This is a genomic window from Clostridioides sp. ZZV14-6150 (assembly GCF_020657875.1).
Taxonomy (GTDB): Bacteria; Bacillota; Clostridia; order Peptostreptococcales; family Peptostreptococcaceae; genus Clostridioides.
Window position 1 is genome coordinate 222341 of the sequence record NZ_JAGWDA010000001.1, and the last position, 21277, is coordinate 243617.

The 21277-nt window shown below is 29.5% G+C and carries 16 protein-coding genes; 2 read left to right on the forward strand and 14 right to left on the reverse strand.

Features of this window, described 5'->3' with window-relative positions:
• Positions 1-3: 3 nt before the first annotated feature.
• A complete protein-coding gene (locus KGF41_RS01020) occupies positions 4-3135 on the forward strand; it encodes an efflux RND transporter permease subunit (RefSeq protein WP_227856271.1) in 3132 nt (1043 codons plus the stop codon).
• 22 nt (positions 3136-3157) lie between these two features.
• The gene (locus KGF41_RS01025; RefSeq protein WP_227828244.1) at positions 3158-4474 is read left to right on the forward strand and encodes a TolC family protein; all 1317 of its coding nucleotides are present in this window, start codon (positions 3158-3160) and stop codon (positions 4472-4474) included.
• A 165-nt stretch (positions 4475-4639) separates the two neighbouring features.
• Here KGF41_RS01025 and KGF41_RS01030 read toward each other — a convergent pair whose 3' ends face one another.
• The 14 genes from KGF41_RS01030 to KGF41_RS01095 all read right to left on the reverse strand — a co-directional run bounded on the left by KGF41_RS01030 (position 4640) and on the right by KGF41_RS01095 (position 21067).
• Complete coding sequence (locus KGF41_RS01030) at positions 4640-4885, reverse strand: hypothetical protein (protein WP_227432629.1); 246 nt, start codon at positions 4883-4885, stop codon at positions 4640-4642.
• Between the two features lie 229 nt (positions 4886-5114).
• Positions 5115-7742 (reverse strand): pyruvate, phosphate dikinase, encoded by a 2628-nt coding sequence (gene ppdK, locus KGF41_RS01035; RefSeq protein WP_227828243.1) that lies wholly within the window; start codon positions 7740-7742, stop codon positions 5115-5117.
• Positions 7743-7805: 63 nt separating this feature from the next.
• Entirely contained in the window at positions 7806-8648 is an 843-nt protein-coding gene (locus KGF41_RS01040) for a pyruvate, water dikinase regulatory protein (RefSeq protein WP_227432627.1), read from the reverse strand.
• Between the two features lie 6 nt (positions 8649-8654).
• Positions 8655-9293: a helix-turn-helix transcriptional regulator gene (locus tag KGF41_RS01045; RefSeq protein WP_227828242.1), complete on the reverse strand. Its 639-nt coding sequence runs from the start codon at positions 9291-9293 to the stop codon at positions 8655-8657.
• A 459-nt stretch (positions 9294-9752) separates the two neighbouring features.
• Positions 9753-11045, reverse strand: a complete 1293-nt coding sequence (locus KGF41_RS01050) for an NAD(P)-dependent oxidoreductase (RefSeq protein ID WP_227856272.1) — start codon at positions 11043-11045, stop codon at positions 9753-9755.
• Positions 11046-11083: 38 nt separating this feature from the next.
• Positions 11084-11440 carry a PTS glucitol/sorbitol transporter subunit IIA gene (locus KGF41_RS01055; RefSeq protein ID WP_227828241.1) on the reverse strand — a complete coding sequence of 119 codons (357 nt, stop codon included), beginning with the start codon at positions 11438-11440 and terminating at the stop codon, positions 11084-11086.
• A 28-nt stretch (positions 11441-11468) separates the two neighbouring features.
• Positions 11469-11828 (reverse strand): transcriptional regulator GutM, encoded by a 360-nt coding sequence (locus KGF41_RS01060; protein WP_227828240.1) that lies wholly within the window; start codon positions 11826-11828, stop codon positions 11469-11471.
• A 50-nt stretch (positions 11829-11878) separates the two neighbouring features.
• A complete protein-coding gene (locus KGF41_RS01065; protein WP_227828239.1) occupies positions 11879-13852 on the reverse strand; it encodes a BglG family transcription antiterminator in 1974 nt (657 codons plus the stop codon).
• A 220-nt stretch (positions 13853-14072) separates the two neighbouring features.
• Complete coding sequence (locus KGF41_RS01070) at positions 14073-15086, reverse strand: PTS glucitol/sorbitol transporter subunit IIB (protein ID WP_227828238.1); 1014 nt, start codon at positions 15084-15086, stop codon at positions 14073-14075.
• A gap of 12 nt (positions 15087-15098) precedes the next feature.
• Entirely contained in the window at positions 15099-15644 is a 546-nt protein-coding gene (locus KGF41_RS01075) for a PTS glucitol/sorbitol transporter subunit IIC (protein WP_227828237.1), read from the reverse strand.
• Between the two features lie 379 nt (positions 15645-16023).
• Entirely contained in the window at positions 16024-16893 is an 870-nt protein-coding gene (locus tag KGF41_RS01080; RefSeq protein ID WP_227828236.1) for an AraC family transcriptional regulator, read from the reverse strand.
• 158 nt (positions 16894-17051) lie between these two features.
• On the reverse strand, positions 17052-18170 hold the full coding sequence (locus KGF41_RS01085) for a C45 family peptidase (protein WP_227856273.1): 1119 nt from the start codon (positions 18168-18170) through the stop codon (positions 17052-17054).
• 315 nt (positions 18171-18485) lie between these two features.
• Positions 18486-19904 carry a YfcC family protein gene (locus KGF41_RS01090; RefSeq protein ID WP_227856274.1) on the reverse strand — a complete coding sequence of 473 codons (1419 nt, stop codon included), beginning with the start codon at positions 19902-19904 and terminating at the stop codon, positions 18486-18488.
• 23 nt (positions 19905-19927) lie between these two features.
• Complete coding sequence (locus tag KGF41_RS01095; RefSeq protein ID WP_227828234.1) at positions 19928-21067, reverse strand: M20 family metallopeptidase; 1140 nt, start codon at positions 21065-21067, stop codon at positions 19928-19930.
• Positions 21068-21277: the final 210 nt, after the last annotated feature.

Consider the following 21277-nt stretch of genomic DNA (forward strand, 5'->3'; position numbering starts at 1 on the left):
ATTATGAATTTAACACATACTTCCGTTAAGCGTCCTCTCACAATCATAATGGTCTTCTTAGTTTTAATAGTTTTTGGTGGTATTGGATATAAAAAAATGTCAATAAATCTAATGCCTGATATAGAAATACCTGTTGTAATGGTTATGACTACTTGGACAGGTGCAGGTCCTCAGGACGTTGATGAACAAGTTAGCCAAAAAGTTGATGAAAGTTTATCAGCTGTTTCAAATGTAAACTCTACTATATCAAGTTCACAAGAAAGTGTTTCTATGGTCGTAGCTCAATTTGAATTTGGAACCAACTTGGATGAAATAATGAACGATGTTAGGTCTAAAGTAGATGCATTACAAACTAGCTTGCCAGATGATGCAGCTAAGCCAACAGTACTAAAATTAGATATGAATGCACAAGCTATAGGTCAGCTTGTTATATCTGGTGGAAACAATAATGCACAAGCACTAAGAAAATACGCTGAAGATGTAATTCAGCCTAAAATAGAATCTATAGATGGTACTACATCAGCAGACATTAAAGGTGGAGAAAAAGCTCAAGTTAATGTAATAGCTGACCCATCAGTTCTTTCAAATTATGGAGTTAGTTTGTCAACTATAAAAGGTATTTTATCATCTAGTAATAAAACATTCCCTTATGGTTCAATTACTCAAGGTGAGGATAAGATAGTCTTAAGATCAATTGATAAATTAGAATCTTTAGATGATATAAAACAGATTCAAATTCCTGTAAAAGGAGGAAACACAGTTAACTTAGATACTCTTTGTAGTGTAGATTATGGATTTGCAGACAAAGATAGTATTTATAGATACAATGGAAAAAGCAGTTTAGTAATAGATATTTCTAAGCAACAAGATGCAAATACTGTAAAAGTTATGCAAGATGCATATAAATATGTAGATGAATTGAATAAAGAAAACCCACAATTTAAAATTAAAATTGCTAATGATACAAGTGCTTACATAAGCGAATCAATAAACAGTGTAATGAGCAATTTACTTATAAGTGCAGTTATTGCGTTTATAGTAATCTTTGCTTTCTTAAAAAGCGTAAGGGCTTCATTAGTTGTTGCAGTTGCAATACCAATTTCTATAATAGGAGCAATAGCTGTTCTCTATTTTACAGGTGAAAGTTTAAACCTTATCACTGCAAGTTCATTGGTAATTTCAGTTGGTATGGTTGTTGATAATGCTACAGTTGTAATTGAAAACATATTTAAATACAGGAAAAGTGGCCGTTTGAGTATTGATGATTGTGCTATTGAAGGTACAAGAACTGTTACCAATGCAATATTAGCATCAACATTGACCACTATAGCTATCTTCTTACCTATTATGTTTACAGAAGGTATAGCCAAAATAACATTTGGGGCTTTAGGTAAAACACTTATAGCTTCCCTAGCCTTCTCTTTTATAGGCGCAATTACTCTTGTTCCTAGTGTATTTGCAAAACTAAGTAGAGGTAAAAGTAGTGAAAAAATGAAGGAAAAAGATAGCCCTATATTTGATAAGGTAAGTGAAGGATATAAAAGATTACTAAGTGTATGTTTAAGACATCAGAAATTAGTAGTAATATCAAGTTTACTTATATTTGTAGCTTCTCTATTTGGAATGAGCTTTATAGGTATGGACTTTATGCCTGCAGCAGATAAAGGAGAATTGGCTATTTCTATAGAACTTCCAAAGGGTCTTAGCTTAGAGGCTAATGATTATTATGTGTCTATGACAGAGAAAAAAGTTTCAGATATTCCAGAAGTCAAGACATTAATAACAAGTTTGACATCAGACTCAAATAATAATGGTGCAAATATAGCAATTGAATTGGAATCTCAAAAAAATAGAAAGAGAACTACTGATGAAATAGAAAAAGAAATAATTGATAGAGTTGCTACTGTTCCAGATTGTAAAATAAATGTAAGTCAAAATAGTAGTGTTATGGGCGGAACTTCAGGAGCAGACTTCACATTAGAGATGAAGGGCCCTGATTTGGATGTATTAAAGATATTAGGAAAAGAAGTTGAAAAAGAATTCAGTTCTATAAAAGGATTTAGAAATGTAGAGACTTCTCTTGCCGATACAACACAAGAAGCTCAATTTACAATAGACAAACATAGGGCTCAAGAATACGGTGTAAATACAGCAGAAATTGCAGGATTATTACGTACTGCAATAAATGGTGATTCAGTCACTACTGCCACTATTGATGACTATAAAGTCGATGTAAATCTAAAGTTCAAAGCAGATAGTATTGACAATTTAGAAGATATAAAACAGTTAAAAGTAAATTCTGCAACTGGAAATGAAGTCCCTCTTGGAGCTTTCTCAGACATAAAAATGGTAGATGGTTTACAGTCTATATCAAGAACTGATGGTGATTTTTCTGTAAATATAACTGCAACACTTGATAATTTAGATGCTGGTACCGCTACAAAATTAGCATTAGAAAAAACTAACAAGATGCTAATCCCTAAAGACTACTCTATTGGTGTTGGTGGAGAAACAGAAATGATGAATGAATCTATGGCCAGTCTTGGATTCTCAATGGTTATAGCCATAGCACTTGTTTATATGGTAATGGTAGCCCAATTTGAATCATTTAGTAAACCATTTATAATAATGTTCTGTGTTCCATTTGCATTTGTTGGAGTTGTACTTTCTCTTTTGGTAACTGGTCAAAGTTTAAGTACTGTAGGTATGTTAGGTATAATCTTACTTATTGGTATCGTTGTTAACAATGGTATAGTTCTTATTGACTACATAGAGCAACTTAGAAAAGCAAATCGTAACAATGATTTAATTGGATTGGTTTCAATTGGTTGTGCTGCAAGACTAAGACCCGTTTTAATGACAACAGCAACGACAATCTTAGGTATGTTACCAACAGCATTATCTCTTGGTGAAGGTGGAGAAACAATGCAACCACTAGCCGTAGTTATAATGGGTGGTCTTACTGTATCTACACTAATAACCCTAGTACTTATCCCTACTATATATTTAATATTTGATAAGTGGGAAAATAAGTTTTCAGATAAGATGCCTAAAATATTTGGTAAAATAACAGATAAAATAGGAGATGTAAAAGGAAAGATATTCAAAAAACCAAAATTAAAAGCTAAAATTTAAATATAAATGGAGGGCGATTGTATTGAATAAAAAAGTTAGTAAAATAATTGCAATTGGATGTGGTGTTGGTATAATAACAGCTAATTTAATGCCAGCCTATGCAAATGATAATACTTCTTCTATAAATAAAGTTGATAATGCTACCTTAAGTGACTCGACTAAAAGAACAGCTGAAAAAGAACTTTTAACTGCTAGAGATGCTGTTAGTGCTGCACTTAAAAATAGCGAAAAATTAAAGATGAAATCAGAAGAAATAAAAATGTTAAAAGAAAAACTAGAAGTACAGGATGAATTTGATAGTTTTACTGGAAGCGATAACTCATTTCCATATGACCAAATTGGACTTCTTAAAAATCAAAGCGAACAGGCCAAATATTTTATGGAAGACCAAATAGCTAATGATATTACTAATAAGTACAATGACTTAGTCTCAAGAGAAAATGAGTTAGATAAAATAAAAAATAATCTTGAGATAAAAGCTAAAGAAATTAAAGATATGAAACTAAAAAAGGATTTAGGTCTAGTGACATCATTAGAAACTGAATCAGCTGAGCTTGAACTTCAGACATTGCAAAATAATCAAAAAGCTAAACTTCAAGAACTAAAAAACAATCAAGATTATTTTAAGTTGTTGACTAATATAAATTTAGACAACTATCAATTAGATAAAGAATACCGTTTTGAGTCTTTTAGAGTGGGTGGTTCAGTTGATTCATACATGGAAGGTAAGGTTAATGAATACTTAAAGTATGACCAATTGATTTTAGAACGTACAGAAGAAAGTTTTAATGATGATGATGAAAATAAGGCAGATTTACCAGATAGACCTAACCTTACAAGACCAGTTGCTCCTACAAAACCAGAACAAGGTAGTCTAACTGATGATGAATATAAGGTTCTTATGGAGAAATATGCAAAAGATTTAGAGCAATATAAAATAGATGTTGCTGAGTATAACAACGAAAGACAGACTTATGCTGCTGGACTTACTACATATGCAAATTATCTTCAACAAAAATATAATACTGAAAATGGCTTAGTTACACTAGAGGATAGTAAAAAAGCTCTAAAAAAAGGCTTGATTGATAGCTATGCACAATTACTTGCTTTAGAAGATACAATTGGAACAACTAAAAAACAGCTTGAATTATCGGAAAAACAATTAAAAAATACTAAGTTAAGATATGATTTAGGATTGATTACTCTAACTGACTATAAAAAACAAGTAGTAAGCAATGAAGATGCCAAAAATAGCTATGATACACTTATTGTAAACTACAATTCATTAAAAAATGGTATAGAAAAACCTTGGATACTTAGTGATGGAAGTAAAAAGTAATACTGTTGTATAGAAACATTTATTTACTAAAATAAATTTGCTCAATAAAATAGAAAAAGAGTTGGCTTATTATTAGTTCAACTCTTTTTCTATTTACTAAAATATCATTGATTCTAAGAACACATATATTCTTCACCACAAAATAAAGTCTAAAGCTGAATTTAATTACTTTTTATCAAATGTTTCATCTATTTTACATCTGACCATGTTAACAAATTCTGAAATATTATATCCTTTCAGCTTACATCCACATTTAGGACAATAGTCTAACTTCCTAGATACTAATGCTCTACAGCTAGGTTCTGGGCATCTCATTTTAAGACTCTCTTCTACTACTTTAAATCCACATCGTGGGCATATACTACCTGGACGTGATGATACTTCTTTTCCACATTTAGGACACTTTGTCAACTTTATCCCCTCCAGTAAACTCAATTTAATTATTAGTTGAAATTTCTCTCTTACAATAATATATGCAACATAATTAAATAACGTTTCACCTACTATAATATAAATTATATTTTTTATAATAATATAAAATAAAAATCCCCTATACTCAATTTACAAATACTCTATTTGATACATTGATGTATAGGGGATATAATATTTTAGTTTAATTATATATATTTATAATATATTATTATCTAGGATTTTTTATAGATGCTTGAGCTGCTGCAAGTCTAGCAATTGGCACTCTAAATGGTGAACAAGATACATAGTTAAGTCCTACACTATAACAGAACTCCACTGAAGATGGTTCTCCACCATGCTCTCCACATATTCCTAGTTTTAATTCTGGTTTAACTTCTCTACCTAATTTAGCTCCCATCTTAACTAACTTACCAACACCATTTTGGTCTAGTACTTGGAATGGGTCTTTTTCTAATATTTCTTCATCTACATATTGGCCTAAGAATTTACCAGCATCATCTCTTGAATATCCAAATGCCATTTGAGTTAAGTCGTTAGTACCAAAACTGAAGAAGTCTGCTTCTTGTGCTATTTCATCAGCTGTTAAACAAGCTCTAGGTATTTCTATCATAGTACCTACAGTATAAGGAACTTCTACTCCTTCTTCTTTTATTATAGCATCAACAGTTTCCACTATCATTTTTCTTATTATCTTTAACTCATTTACTTCTCCAACTAATGGAACCATTATTTCTGGAGATACTTTAACACCTGCTCTTATTGCTTCTATAGCACCTTGTATTATTGCCTTAGATTGCATTACACATATTTCAGGATAAGTTATTGCCAGTCTACATCCTCTGTGTCCAAGCATTGGGTTAAATTCATCTAAATCAACTATTCTCTTCTTAATATCACTTACTTTTATTCCCATAGATTTTGAAAGCTCTTCTATAGTTTCATCATCATGAGGTAAGAATTCATGTAGTGGTGGGTCTAGTAATCTTATATTAACTGGCTTTCCATCCATAACTTTGAATAACTCTACAAAATCTTCTCTTTGCATTGGTAATATTTTTTCAAGAGCTTTTTCTCTTTGCTCTACTGTATTAGATAATATCATTTCCCTAACTGCTGGTAATCTGTCTTCATCAAAGAACATATGCTCAGTTCTACATAAACCTATACCTTCAGCACCAAATTCTATAGCTGCACGAGCATCTCTAGGATTATCTGCGTTAGTTCTAACCATCATACATTTATGCTTATCTACCCATTGCATTAGTTTTTCAAAGTTTCCAGTTAAAGAAACTTCTGTTTTCTTAACATCTCCTAAGTAAACATTTCCTGTAGAACCATCTATAGAAATGTACTCTCCTTCTTTTATAACTATATCATCAAGAGCTCTTACTTCTTTGTTAAACTCATCAACTTTTATTTCTCCACATCCAGCAACACAACATTTACCCATACCTCTAGCAACAACTGCTGCATGTGATGTCATTCCACCTCTAGCTGTAAGAATTCCTTCAGCCTTAACCATACCTTCTATATCTTCTGGAGATGTTTCTAGTCTAACTAAAACTACTTTTTCTCCCTTTTCATTTGCTTTTACTACATCATCAGCATTGAAGTAAACTCTACCACTTGCTGCACCTGGTGATGCTGGTAAACCTTTTGCTATAACTTTAGCTTCTTTTAAAGCTTTATCTTCAAATTTTGGATGTAATAACTGGTCTAATTGATTAGGCTCAATTCTCATTATAGCTTCTTTTTCATCTATTATTCCAGCTTCAACTAAATCAACTACTACATTTATTGCTGCTGCTGCTGTTCTTTTACCATTTCTAGTTTGTAATATATATAATCTTTCATTTTCTATAGTAAACTCTATATCTTGCATATCTTTATAGTGACCTTCAAGTATATGAGTAATTTTTACGAATTCATCAAATACAGCTGGCATTACTTCAGCAAGAGTTGATATATTTTGAGGAGTTCTTATACCTGCAACAACATCTTCACCTTGAGCATTCATTAAGAATTCACCAAACAATTTATTTTCTCCTGTAGCTGGATTTCTAGTAAATGCAACACCTGTACCACTAGTTTCTCCCATATTACCAAATACCATTGATTGAATATTTACTGCTGTTCCTAAATTATGAGCTATATCATTCAATCTACGGTATACGATTGCACGAGGGTTATTCCATGATCTAAACACTGCCTCTATAGCAAGCATTAATTGCTCTTTTGGGTCTTGTGGAAAATCACTTTTTATTTCTTTTTTGTATATTGCCTTAAATTCTTTTACTATTTCTTTTAAGTCATCAGTTGTAAGTTCTGTATCAACTGTGTATCCTTTTGCCTCTTTTACTCTATCTAGTACATTTTCAAATTTGTATTTTGGCACTTCCATAGCAACATCAGAAAACATTTGTATGAATCTTCTGTAACTATCATATGCAAATCTTTCATTTTGTGTAGCTTCTGCTAGACCAATGACACTATTGTCATTAAGACCTAAGTTAAGTATTGTATCCATCATTCCTGGCATAGAGAATACTGCACCAGAACGAACTGATACTAATAGTGGGTTCTTATTACATCCTAATGTTTTGTTTAAATCTTTTTCTAAAGTAGCTAAATGTGCTTCTATTTCTTTTATTATTTCTGCTCTTATACTTTCATTATTAACATAGTAGTCATTACATGCCTCTGTTGTTATAGTGAACCCAGGAGGGACAGGTAAGCCTATCTTAGTCATTTCTGCTAAATTGGCACCTTTACCTCCTAGTAAAGATTTCATGTCTTTGCTTCCTTCACCAAAACTATAAACATACTTAGTTTCCATTGTTAAATCCCCCATTAATCTTTTTTATTTTAATTTATATCATTTTTATTATTAGACATTTTATTAAATTTCTATTTCTTTATATATTTTTAGACCATTTTCTTTCATTATGTCTAAAATTATACCTGCAGTTTCTTCAATTGCTTTATTTGAAACATTTATTACTGGGCATCCAATTTTCTTCATTATCTCTTCTGAATAGTCTAACTCTTGAAGTATTCTTTCTAAGTTAGCATAATTAGCTTTACTAGATAGCCCTAAAGCTTTTAATCTTTGAGTTCTTATTTCATTCAACTTTTCAGGTGAATTAGTAAGACCTATTATCTTCTTAGTTTCTATTTCAAATACTTCTTTAGGAATTGGTATTTCTGGAACTAATGGTACATTAGCTACTTTTATATTTTTATTAGCTAAATACATACTTAAAGGGGTTTTAGATGTTCTTGATATTCCCACTAAAATTATGTCTGCTTGAAGAACTCCTCTAGGGTCCTTTCCATCATCATATTTTACTGCAAATTCTATAGCCTCAACTCTCTTAAAGTAAGATTCATCTAATTTTCTGATTATACCAGCTTCTCTTTTAGGTTTTCTTCCAGTTCTTTTACTTATTTCTCTTAATATATCAGTCATCAAGTCTATACAACTAAGACCTTCTCTTTCGCAATATCTTTCAACAATACTGCATAATTCTTCATCAACTAATGTATATACAATCAAAGCGTTTTCAGCTTTTGCATTTTCTAACGTTTCAAGTAATACTCCCTTATTAATCATATATGGAAATCTTTTTATTTCATAAGTTTCATTTACATAAAATTGTGACATACATGCTTTTGCAACTTGTTGTGCAGTCTCCCCTACTGAGTCTGATACTGCATATATAATTAGGTTTTTCACCAGCATACCTCCTTAATTGTCAACTATTTCTAAAAATAGCTTAGTTATGTTGGTTTTTGATATTCTCCCAACAACCTTCATATGATTTTTGTCTTCTTCTTTATATTCAACAATTGGAATCGAATCTACTTCATGTTCTATTATTTTTTTTGAAGCCAATAAAACACTCGCTCCCTTATTCAAAGTAACTACGTTTGGGGTTCTTGTCATTATCATACCTATTGGCATCTTATTTATATCAGAACCTCCTATAGTTGCTTTTAATAAGTCCTTTCTAGAGACAACTCCACATAATTCTTCATTTTCATCTATAATAACTATACTCCCTACATCAGATAAAAACATAGTGACTATTACATCATATATACTTTCATCTTTCTTAGCTAGTACAGGCATGCTCATTATATCTTCTACTGTTTTTTCTTTTATACTTTTACCAATTAGATTAATTTCACTAACTCCTGAATAAAAATATCCAACTTTTGGTCTTGCATCTAGTATTCCTGTCATTGTTAATATAGCTAAATCAGATCTAAGTGTAGCACGAGTCACATTCAAGCTGGAGGCAATACTTTCACTCGTTATTGGTTCATTTTCCTTAACTATATCTATTATTTTTAGTTGTCTTTCATTAAGCTGAATAATAATCACCTTCTTTCATTGTGCTATACTTTTTATCTTTTTGTATCTTATATAGTATATTATATAACTATATATACCATTCTGTAAACAGATTTTTTACTGAATACGATATATTTTTTACTAAGTTCTTTTGCTTAAAGATATTTATTATATATTAATGGGGGATATTTCTTTAATTAATAGAACTATATTAGTATTACAGTTAATATTATAATACATAATTGGCTAATTTAATTCATTTTATATTAAAATTTTTAATTATATTGTCTTAAATATGAATATAAAATTGCAGAATTAATTTAAATTAAACCTACTAGTAAGATTTGCAACTGTAAACAAACTATAAAATAAGATTTAGTAAAACACCCTCTCAAAAAATATAAAAAAATTTAAAAGGGCTGATTTTAAAATAACCATCAACCCTCTTTTAAATAACATCATCTATATTATATTATTCTGCAATAAATTTTATCCAAATATTTTTTCTTGTAATTGTCTTAAATGATATAAAGTAGTATCTTTTTCTATCTCTACCATATCATATGTTATAACTTCACCCTTTTTAATATCTTTAATAACCTTAGTCTTTTTACTAATTAAACCAATAGGCACAGCATTCATTTCTTTTGCAACATCATATTTTTCTATAGTACCATAGCATGTATATGCACCATATCCATCCATATACTCACCTTTTTTCAAGTCTTTCTTAGCTATAGTCATAACTTCTGCAACTAATCCAGCTTTAGGCACTATTGTAGCCTTATGCTCTAAAACTGCCATTGCTGCTGATAAAGGAGTTTCTAAACTGCATAAATGATATGGTCTATATAATATGTAATTAGGTCCATCACCCATACTTAAGTATTTTAATTCATCATTAACTGCTTTTAATTTATGAGCAACTACAACGAAAACACCAGGTGCTATACCATTTACAAAATCAACTACACCATAATTATCTAATACTCCACCCTCGCTCTTTAATGCATATTTCTTAGGTACTTCATTAACTGTAGCTTCAATACCATGTCCACCTCTTACATCAGGTACAAATCCAGTTGCATTACACATTAAAGCCATTTCTACCATTGTTTTAGTACCTTCTTTAAAAGAAGCTATCATATGAGGTGAAGCTCCTTTTCTTTCTGCTTCTTCTTTAACAGTATCAGGATTACAGTCTAAATCTAATTTATTGTTTTTACCTTTACCTACTACTCTAACTTCAAATCCCATTGCATCTGCAAAATTAAATAGACCCATTACTGCCCCTGGTTCATCTCCTGCAGAACCTGTAAATATTACTCCTGCGTCATCTGCTAATTTTTTAAGTATTGGCCCAACAACACAATCAGTTTCAGCGTTTAACATTACTATGTGTTTTTTATTTAAAATAGCATTTAGTGCTATTTCTGCACCAATTGCAATACCTCCTGTTGCATCTATAACTACATCTATTGACTTTGTTTTACAAGCTACAAGAAAGTCATTACATGTTAATACTTTTCCTTCTTGTAATTTTAATTCTGCATCTGTTTCATTTGTTACATTATCTATAATTTCTTCTTCTATACCTGCATCAGTAAATGCTTTACGAGCTAATTCTAGATTTATATCTACAACAATAGATGCTTCCATTCCTTTCATATTTGCCATTTGACTTACCATTCCATTACCCATATGACCAGCACCTATAAGAGCTACTTTTATTTTTTTACCTTCTTCTTCTAACTTTGCAAGTTTTCTGTTTAAATCTAACATATCAATTCCTCCTGTTATAATAATTTTATTTTTTCAAATTAATAAATAGTTATTAAATCTCCAATCTTTATATCTGGTTTTCCAATTTCTACATGTATTTCTCCAGGTAAATTTACTTTATCTTCTCCATCAAATTTAATTGTACAGTGACCAATTTCTCTAAGAGTATTTTGAGCAATATCACCAACTGAAACTATACAATAATCTCGATTTCCTATTGTAAGTGTATCCCCTATTTCAACATCACTTTTTAATGTTGATATTGAATGAATTACAGATATATCTTTCAAATCTTCATCATTAATAGTTTCATTGTATATAATAAGACAGTTGCTTTCATTTATTAATTCTTCAACTAAACTGCCTATCCCACTTATCTTAACTTCATATTTCATGATATCCCTCCTGATAATTTATATTAGATTAATTAAAAGAAATATTTATTTTTTCTTTTATAAATTTTATAGCTTGTACAATACTTTCTTCATCTTTAAATTTTTGCTCTGCACTATATATATCTAATCCTTTTATATCTTCAATCTCTTTAAACTTAGCCATTACTGTGCGACCTTTTAAAATTTCTCCACACTTTATAAATCCCTCTGAATCTGAAGATATAATAGCTATACTTCCTTTAGAAAAATAACTTTTCTTTTTTCCTGTAGACACTATATCGCCCATTTTTTTAGCTTTATTTAAAGCTTTGAAATATAGTTTATTTTGTTTCATTACAAATAAAGTATTTAAAACATAAACAACAAATAAAATTATAAGTAGTTTCATATTTACACACCTTTCATAAATTAATTTGTTTTTTAAATCCTATACAAAACCTATATAATATTCTCAATCAATACTTTTTTAAATTCTACAAAGCTTCTACATTTACTTATCTTATTTGTTAATTTTACATTTTGTCCTATTTTTAAAACTTCTTCATAAATCTTTACCAATAAATCTGAATCCACCTTGTCCTCACATGGAAACATCGTCATAAGTATTATTTTTATACTTCTATTTGCATAAACTATTGGCTCTTCTAAAATCCCAACTGCCATTAAAAATTTATCTGACTTTTCATTTACAGCATGAGGAAATAACAAACCTTTATCAAAAACTGTAGGAGATTTTTCTTCTCTTTTGATTATATTTTTTCTAAAATTATCATCAATACATCCTAAATCCATAAGATTGTCCATCATTTTCTCTAAGGAAGCAAGTATCGTTTTTTCATTTAATATCATAAAGTTATTTTCATTTAATAAATTATTTATTAGTAAATTTGGAGAATCAGTAGTATCTATGTTGCCTTCTCTTAGGCATAATACTGTTTTTAATTCTTCCCTCAATTTATTTTCATCAAATATTGTATTGATTTTTAATACTATTGTATTTATATTTGATGTATCTAAATCAATAGTTGTAAAAACTATATCGTATTCATCTAAATTAATATTTCTCAAGTTAAAACTTGAAAGAGTATCAATTTTAGGATTATTTCCTATCAACTTTTCAACTCTTATTTTTAATAGTTTTGCTGTTCCAAGACCTGTCCCACATATAATTGCTATTTTCTTAATTGAATAAAATCTACTACTATTTCTTTCTAAATATCCACTGAAATGAATTGCTATATAACCAATTTCATCCTCTGAGACTTCTAGATTATATTTTTTCTCTATTACTTTTCCTGCTATTTGTGCCAGCTTAAATGGAAGTATATAGTTTTGTTTGATTTCTTCTAACAAGACATTTTTTAATTTTATATTAAATAATAGCCTATTTAGTGTAAAACTAAGATGATATCCAAGTCCTACCCTTAATTCATCCTCATTTATAAAAATACCCATATCAACATATATCTGATTAAATATGCTTTCCATTAAATCATCAATATTTTTATTAATTCTACTACTATTTAAAGCGCATTCTGATGCTGGTGCATTTCCACTTACTAATGGTATAGTTAAATAAATAATTTCTTCATCATTTAAAATATGTTCAAATTTTTCTGATAAAATATTCTTTATTTCCCTAGCAATAAGATACTCATCATATGACTTAAGTAAATCAAATTTTACATCGTACTCTTTTATTATCTTCTGTTCTTTTACTCTATACATTAAAACTACTATATAATTAAAAATTTCTCTGAGCATTTCATCTGTAACATAAAAATTATTATTTTTAAATAAAGTCAATAATTCTTCTTCTAAATTTACAATTTCTTCTTTTTTAATACATTTAAAGTACTTAGAATTATTTAAATCTTTTCTTGAGTCTTTATACAACTGATTTAATATAAGTAACCTAATATCAAGTTCACTGCCATGTAATTTCATTCCTGTATTTTGCTTTTTTACTAAATTCAAATTATAAGAATTTAATACCTTTTCTACATATTGAAAGTCATTTACCAAGGTAGTTCTTCCTATACACATCTCATCTGCTAGACTATCCAGTGTAATAAATCCATCTAGTTCTATCAAATAATTTAGTATAAACTCTGCCCTATCTTCCTTTGAATTTAATGAAAATACACTTTTTTTATTCACATCAATAATCTTATTGAGTATTCGCTTATCTTTTATCTCTAATTTATAGCCTTGACCTTTTATATATTTTATTATTGCTATGTCACTTCCTAAATCTTTATTCAATTGCTTTATATATGTTCTTACACTTCTAGTTGTAACATTCAATTCGTCTGCTATTGAATTAATACTTACAAACTCTTTTTTACTACACATAATCAATATCTTAAATATTTTGCGGTCAATAGAAGGAATTTTCTCAGTTACATTCATTTTGTATCTCCTCCTTGATTTCATTCTAGTACAAACTTGAAACCAAATTAATACATAAAATTTCACTTTGCTAGAGGAAAATTTAGTATTAATCTAAATCAATAATCACTCCTAATTAATAATACAAAAGCTAGTCTTTCATTAACTAAAATTTTGACTAGCTTAAGTTTGTATTTACAATTTTATTAATCAAGTTTAAATCTTATAGTAATGTTAAATACTATCTCAATGCAAATACTGCGACTCCATACGCAATAATGACAGATATTGGCCCAGTTATTAAACGAGAGTAAAATAATGCTGGTACACCATATTCCACGGTTTCTGGTTCTGCTTCTCCTAAACTTAATCCTACTGGGACAAAGTCACAACCAGCTTGCCCATTTATTGCAAATAAAGCAGGAAGTGCTAAATATGCTGGTATTGCACCAAGACCAATTTGTGTTCCTACAAGAGTACCTACTACCTGTGCTATAACTGCTCCAGGGCCTAATATAGGTGATAAAAATGGAAGTGTACAAATTATTGATATAACTAACAAGCCACCAATATTTCCTGCAAGTGGTGATATTACCTTTGCAATCCAATCACCTAACCCAGATGCCAATATAATTCCCATAAGCATACTTACAAATGCCATAAATGGTATTACGTTATTCATTATCATTTGGATAGTATCTCTACCTGCATCATAAAACTTTGATACTACCTGTCCTGCTCCTTGTCCAATAGAAAGTATTATGTTTTTCTTCGCATATTCTTCTTGAGCTTTTGATTTTACTTCATTATAATTATCAGGCTTTCTAATAGAGCTTTGGCTTTCATTTTTATTTTCTTGAGATTTTTTTGGTGTTTCTTCCCCATCTACAATACTTATGCAATTAGTATTAACATCTGATACATAGTATTCTTCAGTTATAAATTTTGCTAAAGGGCCTGTTTTTCCCACTGGATTTACATTAATTGTAGGTATTTTCTTCTTTGGATAAACCCCACATCTTGCTGTTCCCCCACAATCAATAATAACTACTGCCACCTCTTCATCAGGAATTCCAGTTTTAAATCCATCTATAACCTCACAATCCAATAATTCTTTTATTTTTAATGTCACTTCATGAATACCACCAGCAGTCATTGACAATATTTTATTTCTAGTTGCTTCTTTTTTTATGTACAAAGGTCCTCCCCAACCAGAAGTTCCCTTTTCTATTTTTAATATTCTATTTTCATCCATTTTAAATCCCTCCTAAGCCTTATTTGTTACTTTATTTTTTCTTGTTAAAAATGCATACATTTTTTCTGTTACTACACCTCTTATAAAAATCACAATTAGACCAACTATAAAATACCATAATGCTAATGTAGTTGTTTCCTTACCTAATGTAGTTAAACCTGCTGAAATACCTAGCCATACAAAAAGTTCTCCTGCATTTGCATGTGGGAAAAGTCCTGTAATTGGATGTACAAATGAAACAGCTGCATCATAAAATCCTGCTTTATGTTCCTCTTTTAGAAATCTACCAAATGTATAACACATAGGATTTCCTAAGAAAAATACTGACACTAATGGAAGTAAAGTATACCTTGTAAAAGCATTTCTTCCAAGTTTAGAAGCCCATTTATTTACTCTTTCTTCACCAACTATTTTAATCAATGAGTTAATAGCTACCATTAAAACAATTAAGGTTGGAAGAGTGCCTGAAATAAGACCTACAAATTGTTCTCCTCCCTTTTGAAATAAACCAATAAACCACTCTGCACCTTTACTTAGACCTGTAATAACGTTTTCCATAAGATTATAACCTCCCTATAATTTCTTTAAATTTTTAATTTGATTAACCAGCTTTAATTCTACAAATTACATTCTTTTTCTGTAAGATATACTATTATTATAAATGTTTTTGTTTGATTAATATCATTTTAATATAATATTTTTGATAAATTAATACATCTTTTTTCAACTTTGCAAAGGAAAAAGTTGTACTAATTAGAATTTTCAGAAATATACAAATTTTATTTCGACTATATTTTAAATTTTTCTTAAAAATTTAAGAACTTGTTTTTATTTATTTTATTATCAAAATCGTCTATAGCTGATATAAATAAAAAAATAGATGCCCTTTTCTGAGCATCTATTTTCTATTTCAATTTATTTTTAGTTTTATTTACAGTTATTTTATAGGTATACAAATATCAATCTGTGAATCTACATTATCAGGTCCTAAAAATCTTTCATCATATATTTCGAAATCATCTCTTATATCAATTTCTTCCTTTGTGCTTAAGAACCAAGTTCCCCATATATATTCATAAGTTTTATCTAGCTTGTCCAAGCTACCAGTATGAGTGAATACAGCGTATTTTCCTCCATCAATATTTTTTGAAACAAATAAACTTGGTATACTTTCATAGCTACTAACTTCAAGCCCTATTATTTCGTTAAATTCCATAGTTTCACTAAGTAGATGTATTTGTGGAGCTGCTTCACAAATTCCAAATGCTCTATTTGATGGCAAAGTGTTTGGTACCATATGATGTATTTCTCTAAATCTTTCCCATAAGCTAGGTAATGAGTCATCTTCTAATATTACTTTATCTCTTATACCAATTACTTTTATTGAATCTATCTTTTTTATAACTGGTTTGATTGTTACATTCTCGACTAAGTGTTTCATAAAATCTAATTCTAGCTTTTTCTTCTTCCCAACAAATACATCTATTCTATTTTTTCTATATTCTATAGGGCTGACCTTGTATATAGCTTTAAATGCTCTACTAAATGCTTCTGAAGATTCAAAACCACTATCAATTGCTATATCTATTACCTTTTTATCACTATATAAAAGTTCTTTTGAGCTATTAACTAATCTTCTTTTTTTTATATAGCTTCCTACACTCTCACCAAACATGGACTTAAATAAACGTGTTAAATGATAATACGAGTATCCAGATTCTTTTGCTACATCATTTACACTTATATCTTCTTTTAAGTTATTTTCAATATATATTATAGCTTTTTCAAAATATTTTAAGTAATCCAATATTATACCTCTATCCTCTTTAATATTCTCAAATATTATAATATTTCAAGTAATACTATTTTGTTTACTATACTAAAATATAATAAACAATTCAACATAATATATCACTTTCATTTTATTTTGTATACTCTAACTATCTAAGATAATTAGAGTATTTCTTATTCAATTAATTTAAAAAAATCAGCTGGTACTTTCTCTATATTTATATTTATAAGTTGCGTTGTACACTTAAAATTGTCATTTAGATAGTAACTATTCCATCCATTATCTTCTAATCCACCCCATAAGATATTAAATTTTCCCGTATTTAAGTCCATAACTATACTTTTTAAAGTTCCAAAAAAATCATTATAATAATTACAAGATAGACCTTTTGGATATTTTGAAGTCAATAAATTCATTAAATCTCTCTCGCCAATCTTTTTAGAACTCTCTATATATTCTTTAATTAATTTGTATCTATGAATAGAATTGCTCATTGATTGTGGCTCAAATTTATGAAGTTCATCAATATGGACATGATTTGTAGAATGTAAAAATGATTCTCTTTTATCTTCTGCCTTATTTATTCTATTTACTTCTTTTCTTCCATCTAAAGTTTCTACAAGTGCAATATTTCCAGACTTATCTGCAATCAATAAATTAATATTATATGCTATTGGCATATCTTCTATATATACCAATGCTTCATCTACATCCTTACAGTTTTCCAACAAATATCTAATAACAGCCCAAAATTGTAAACCTACAATAGCTGGCTTTCTCAGTCCTTCTGAATTACCTACAGGTAAACCACAAGATGACTGACTTACACCTAAACCACATTCATTCATTCCCTCAGTTCTACCAAACTGCATTACTGTAGTCCCAATATGTGCATATTTCCCAGTTACCTTAGTTTCGCATAACACAAAATCCTCCATCTTGTGTGAAAAGTCAAAATTACGTGCAAATAGTACATGACCACTTTCAGTTAATTCTGGTGCTAGTGCAACTTGACTACAACCTGGTCTAAGATATGTCATAGTATAGTATAAAATTTGATTCTGATTTACATGAATAGCATCAGCAAAACCTTGTAATTCTTCATTAAGACCTGGGCAGTATTTATCAAATATCTCTTTCATATACTTTTCTTCTTCTTTAGTTAAAACATTAGGTTTACCAATTTGACTTCCTATTAATTCTGGTATATCTACAATTGATTTTCCAAGTTCATATCCTATTTCATAATTCGTTCCACATAATTCAATATTTCTTACTTTTAAAGTTTCCATATATCTTCCTCCTCTAGTATCTATGTATATTTGATTTTAGCACCTAAAATATATCTTTTCATGATATTTTTTGCTATAACAAATTTATAAATAATAAATGAACTTATTTCTGAATTAATAGACATTACTAAACTAGTCAAAGTTATAAATACACATTTAAATAAAAAATAGTAAACTAAAACGGTGAACTTTACAAAGTTCACCGTTTATTTTCGAGATTCTATTTAATTTAAATTTAGCAAAATATATTTTAATTTAAAAGACTCAACTTTTAATATATTCTTTCTTTAAAGCCTCTATAAAAATATTTATTATCTAAAAAGGACCTAAATTAATTTGTACTGCAATCATCAAAAATACAAACCCTAAAACTAATTCCATAAGTATTATCTTTGATGCAAATTTAAACCATCTTGTATAAGGGATATGAGCAATAGATATTCCAGCCATAAGAACTCCTAGTGTTGGTACTATTCCATTTGCAAATCCATCACCCATTTGATAAGCTAAAACTGCAACTTGTCTAGGTATTCCAATAACATCTGCAAGTGGAGCCATAAGTGGCATAGTTACCATAGCTTGACCTGTACCTGAAGGTATAAAGAAATTGATTACAGACTGCATAATCATCATTGCTCCTCCACTAAAAATCCTAGGAACATAATTTAATACTAATGACAATCCATGAACTATCGAATCTAAAATTACTCCTTGCTCTAATATAACTACTATACTAGATGCAAATCCTATCAAAATAGCTGGATAGACCATCTCTTGCATTCCTTTTACAAATCCAGAAGCAATTTTATTTGGACTCATACCATAGACTATTCCACATAAAATTCCTAGAGCAAAGAAATAAGCTGATAAATCTGACATTCCTAAAGAAAATTTTACAATCAATATCATCAGAACGAGTATCCCTCCAAAGAATGTAACTAATACTCTAATATTTCCAGAAGACAACTTATCCCCAACAGAAGACTCATCAATTTGCCAGTGACTATAATCAATATCTGATACTAAGCTTTTACTTGGGTCTTTTTTTATCTTTTTACAATAAGAAATTATATATGCAGAAAGTAAAATCATTGTACAAATCCAAAATATCCATCTAAACCACATTCCTGAAAAAAGTGGTAATCCAGAAATACCTTGAGCTAATCCTACTGTAAAAGGATTAATTGTAGCTGAACCATATCCTGATGCAAGTCCCAATAAGAGAATAGCCGCAGCCACTAAAGCATCATAACCTAAAGCTATACATAATGTCATCAAAATTGGTAAAAATGCTATGCATTCTTCATACATACCTACAACTCCACCAGCTAATCCAAAAGTAAGTACTAAGCAAGTAATAATAATTTCCCCTCTTTTACTTCCCTGACTCTTAGAGATAACCCTTCCAATTAATGCGTCCAATGAACCTGTAGAATTTACTATACCAAATGCACCACCAATAATAAGTACAAAGAAAACTGTTACAGAATTTTTTCCAAGCCCACTTGGTATAGCTCTAAACAAGTCTATTAAACTAACTGGATGTTGTTCTCCATATGTAAAGCTTCCCGCTTGTACAATCATATTTCCATTATTTAAATCTTCTATTCTGTTATAGGTTCCAGAGGGAACAATATAGGTCATAATTGCTGCAAATATAATTAAACCTATCATCAAAACATATGCATCTGGGAATGCTAATTTTTTCTTTTTGCTCTCACTCTTATTAGTCATAGCCTAATCCCCTTTGTTAGAATTTACTCTTCTTTCATTTTTTTTAGTGTTTCTGGTTCTTCAAATAAACGTAATCCTGTCAAAGCTAATACTTTTATTCCATCAATTACTCTATTTTTTGCATATGGCTTTATAGCTGCTTCTAAAAATTCTTTTGTATGTAGTTCTTCACCATTTTCAGAGAATTTTATCAAAGGATGTATACATGGCATAATTTGACTAAGATTTCCCATATCAGTAGAACCAAGCATTACTTGTTCTTCTTCATCAACAATCCCAAATTCTTGCATTATATCTTTAAATATATTTATTAAAACTTTATTTTCATTCAACCCTTGACATGTAGGTTCAAAATGGTAAAAATCTAGTTCACATCCAGTTGCTATTGCTGCTCCTTTAGCACAGTTCTTTACTTTTTCTACAACCTCATCAAAATAGTCTTGTTCTTTTGCTCTTATTTCTAATCTAACTTTTCCTCTATCAGGTATTACATTTGCAGCGGTTCCTGCTTCTAATATTATACCATGGATTCTAGTTCCATCTACTAACTGTTGTCTTAGCGCATTAACATTGTTATATAATAGTACAACTGCATCTAGTGCATTTATTCCATTATATGGCTTAGCTCCTGCATGAGATGCTTTACCAGTAAATACAAAATCTAATCCACCAATAGCTATAATTTCTGGACTTACACAAGTTTTTGAATTTGGATGTATCATCATTGCAGCATCATAACCATCGAATACACCATGTTCTATTAAGTAAGGCTTTCCATCCCCAGTTTCTTCAGCAGGAGTTCCAATTATACTCACTTCTCCCTCATAAGTATCTAATATACTTGAAAGAGCTATTCCAGCTCCAACTCCCATAGATGCTATCAGATGATGACCACATGCGTGACCATTTCCTGGAAGAGCATCATATTCTGCTATAAAAACTATTCTTGGACCATCACCATTTTTCTTAGTTGCTTTAAAAGCTGTAGCCATACCTGCTAAATTTTCTTCAACCTCAAAACCTTCTTCTCTTAAAAATTCTGATATTTTTTTAGCAGATTTATACTCTTGTAGAGCAATTTCTGGTTCATCATACAAAGATTGACATAGCTCCAAAACTTTTTCTTTCTTTAAATCCGCCACTTGTATTATTTTTTCCTTCATATCAACCTTACCTCCCATTAAAATTAATTTATATATTTATTCATATAAGATAGAACAAATTTATATTTACTGCATTAAAACGATTTCTACACTTATTGTAAAACCTAACGACTTATTCAACAGTATAAATTTTTCTATCTATTATTTTATCTATTAAAATAAACAATCTTACTATATATACTATCCTTTAAAATAACAGTTTTAAATATA

Excerpts from the sequence above, each read along its gene's own strand:
- KGF41_RS01020 (WP_227856271.1), top strand. The coding sequence starts at position 4 with ATGAATTTAACACATACTTCCGTTAAGCGTCCTCTCACAATCATAATG.
- ppdK (WP_227828243.1), bottom strand. The coding sequence starts at position 7,742 with ATGGAAACTAAGTATGTTTATAGTTTTGGTGAAGGAAGCAAAGACATG.
- KGF41_RS01040 (WP_227432627.1), bottom strand. The coding sequence starts at position 8,648 with ATGCTGGTGAAAAACCTAATTATATATGCAGTATCAGACTCAGTAGGG.
- KGF41_RS01050 (WP_227856272.1), bottom strand. The coding sequence starts at position 11,045 with ATGTTAGATTTAAACAGAAAACTTGCAAAGTTAGAAGAAGAAGGTAAA.
- KGF41_RS01055 (WP_227828241.1), bottom strand. The coding sequence starts at position 11,440 with ATGAAATATGAAGTTAAGATAAGTGGGATAGGCAGTTTAGTTGAAGAA.
- KGF41_RS01060 (WP_227828240.1), bottom strand. The coding sequence starts at position 11,828 with ATGAAACTACTTATAATTTTATTTGTTGTTTATGTTTTAAATACTTTA.
- KGF41_RS01065 (WP_227828239.1), bottom strand. The coding sequence starts at position 13,852 with ATGAATGTAACTGAGAAAATTCCTTCTATTGACCGCAAAATATTTAAG.
- KGF41_RS01070 (WP_227828238.1), bottom strand. The coding sequence starts at position 15,086 with ATGGATGAAAATAGAATATTAAAAATAGAAAAGGGAACTTCTGGTTGG.
- KGF41_RS01075 (WP_227828237.1), bottom strand. The coding sequence starts at position 15,644 with ATGGAAAACGTTATTACAGGTCTAAGTAAAGGTGCAGAGTGGTTTATT.
- KGF41_RS01085 (WP_227856273.1), bottom strand. The coding sequence starts at position 18,170 with ATGGAAACTTTAAAAGTAAGAAATATTGAATTATGTGGAACGAATTAT.
- KGF41_RS01090 (WP_227856274.1), bottom strand. The coding sequence starts at position 19,904 with ATGACTAATAAGAGTGAGAGCAAAAAGAAAAAATTAGCATTCCCAGAT.
- KGF41_RS01095 (WP_227828234.1), bottom strand. The coding sequence starts at position 21,067 with ATGAAGGAAAAAATAATACAAGTGGCGGATTTAAAGAAAGAAAAAGTT.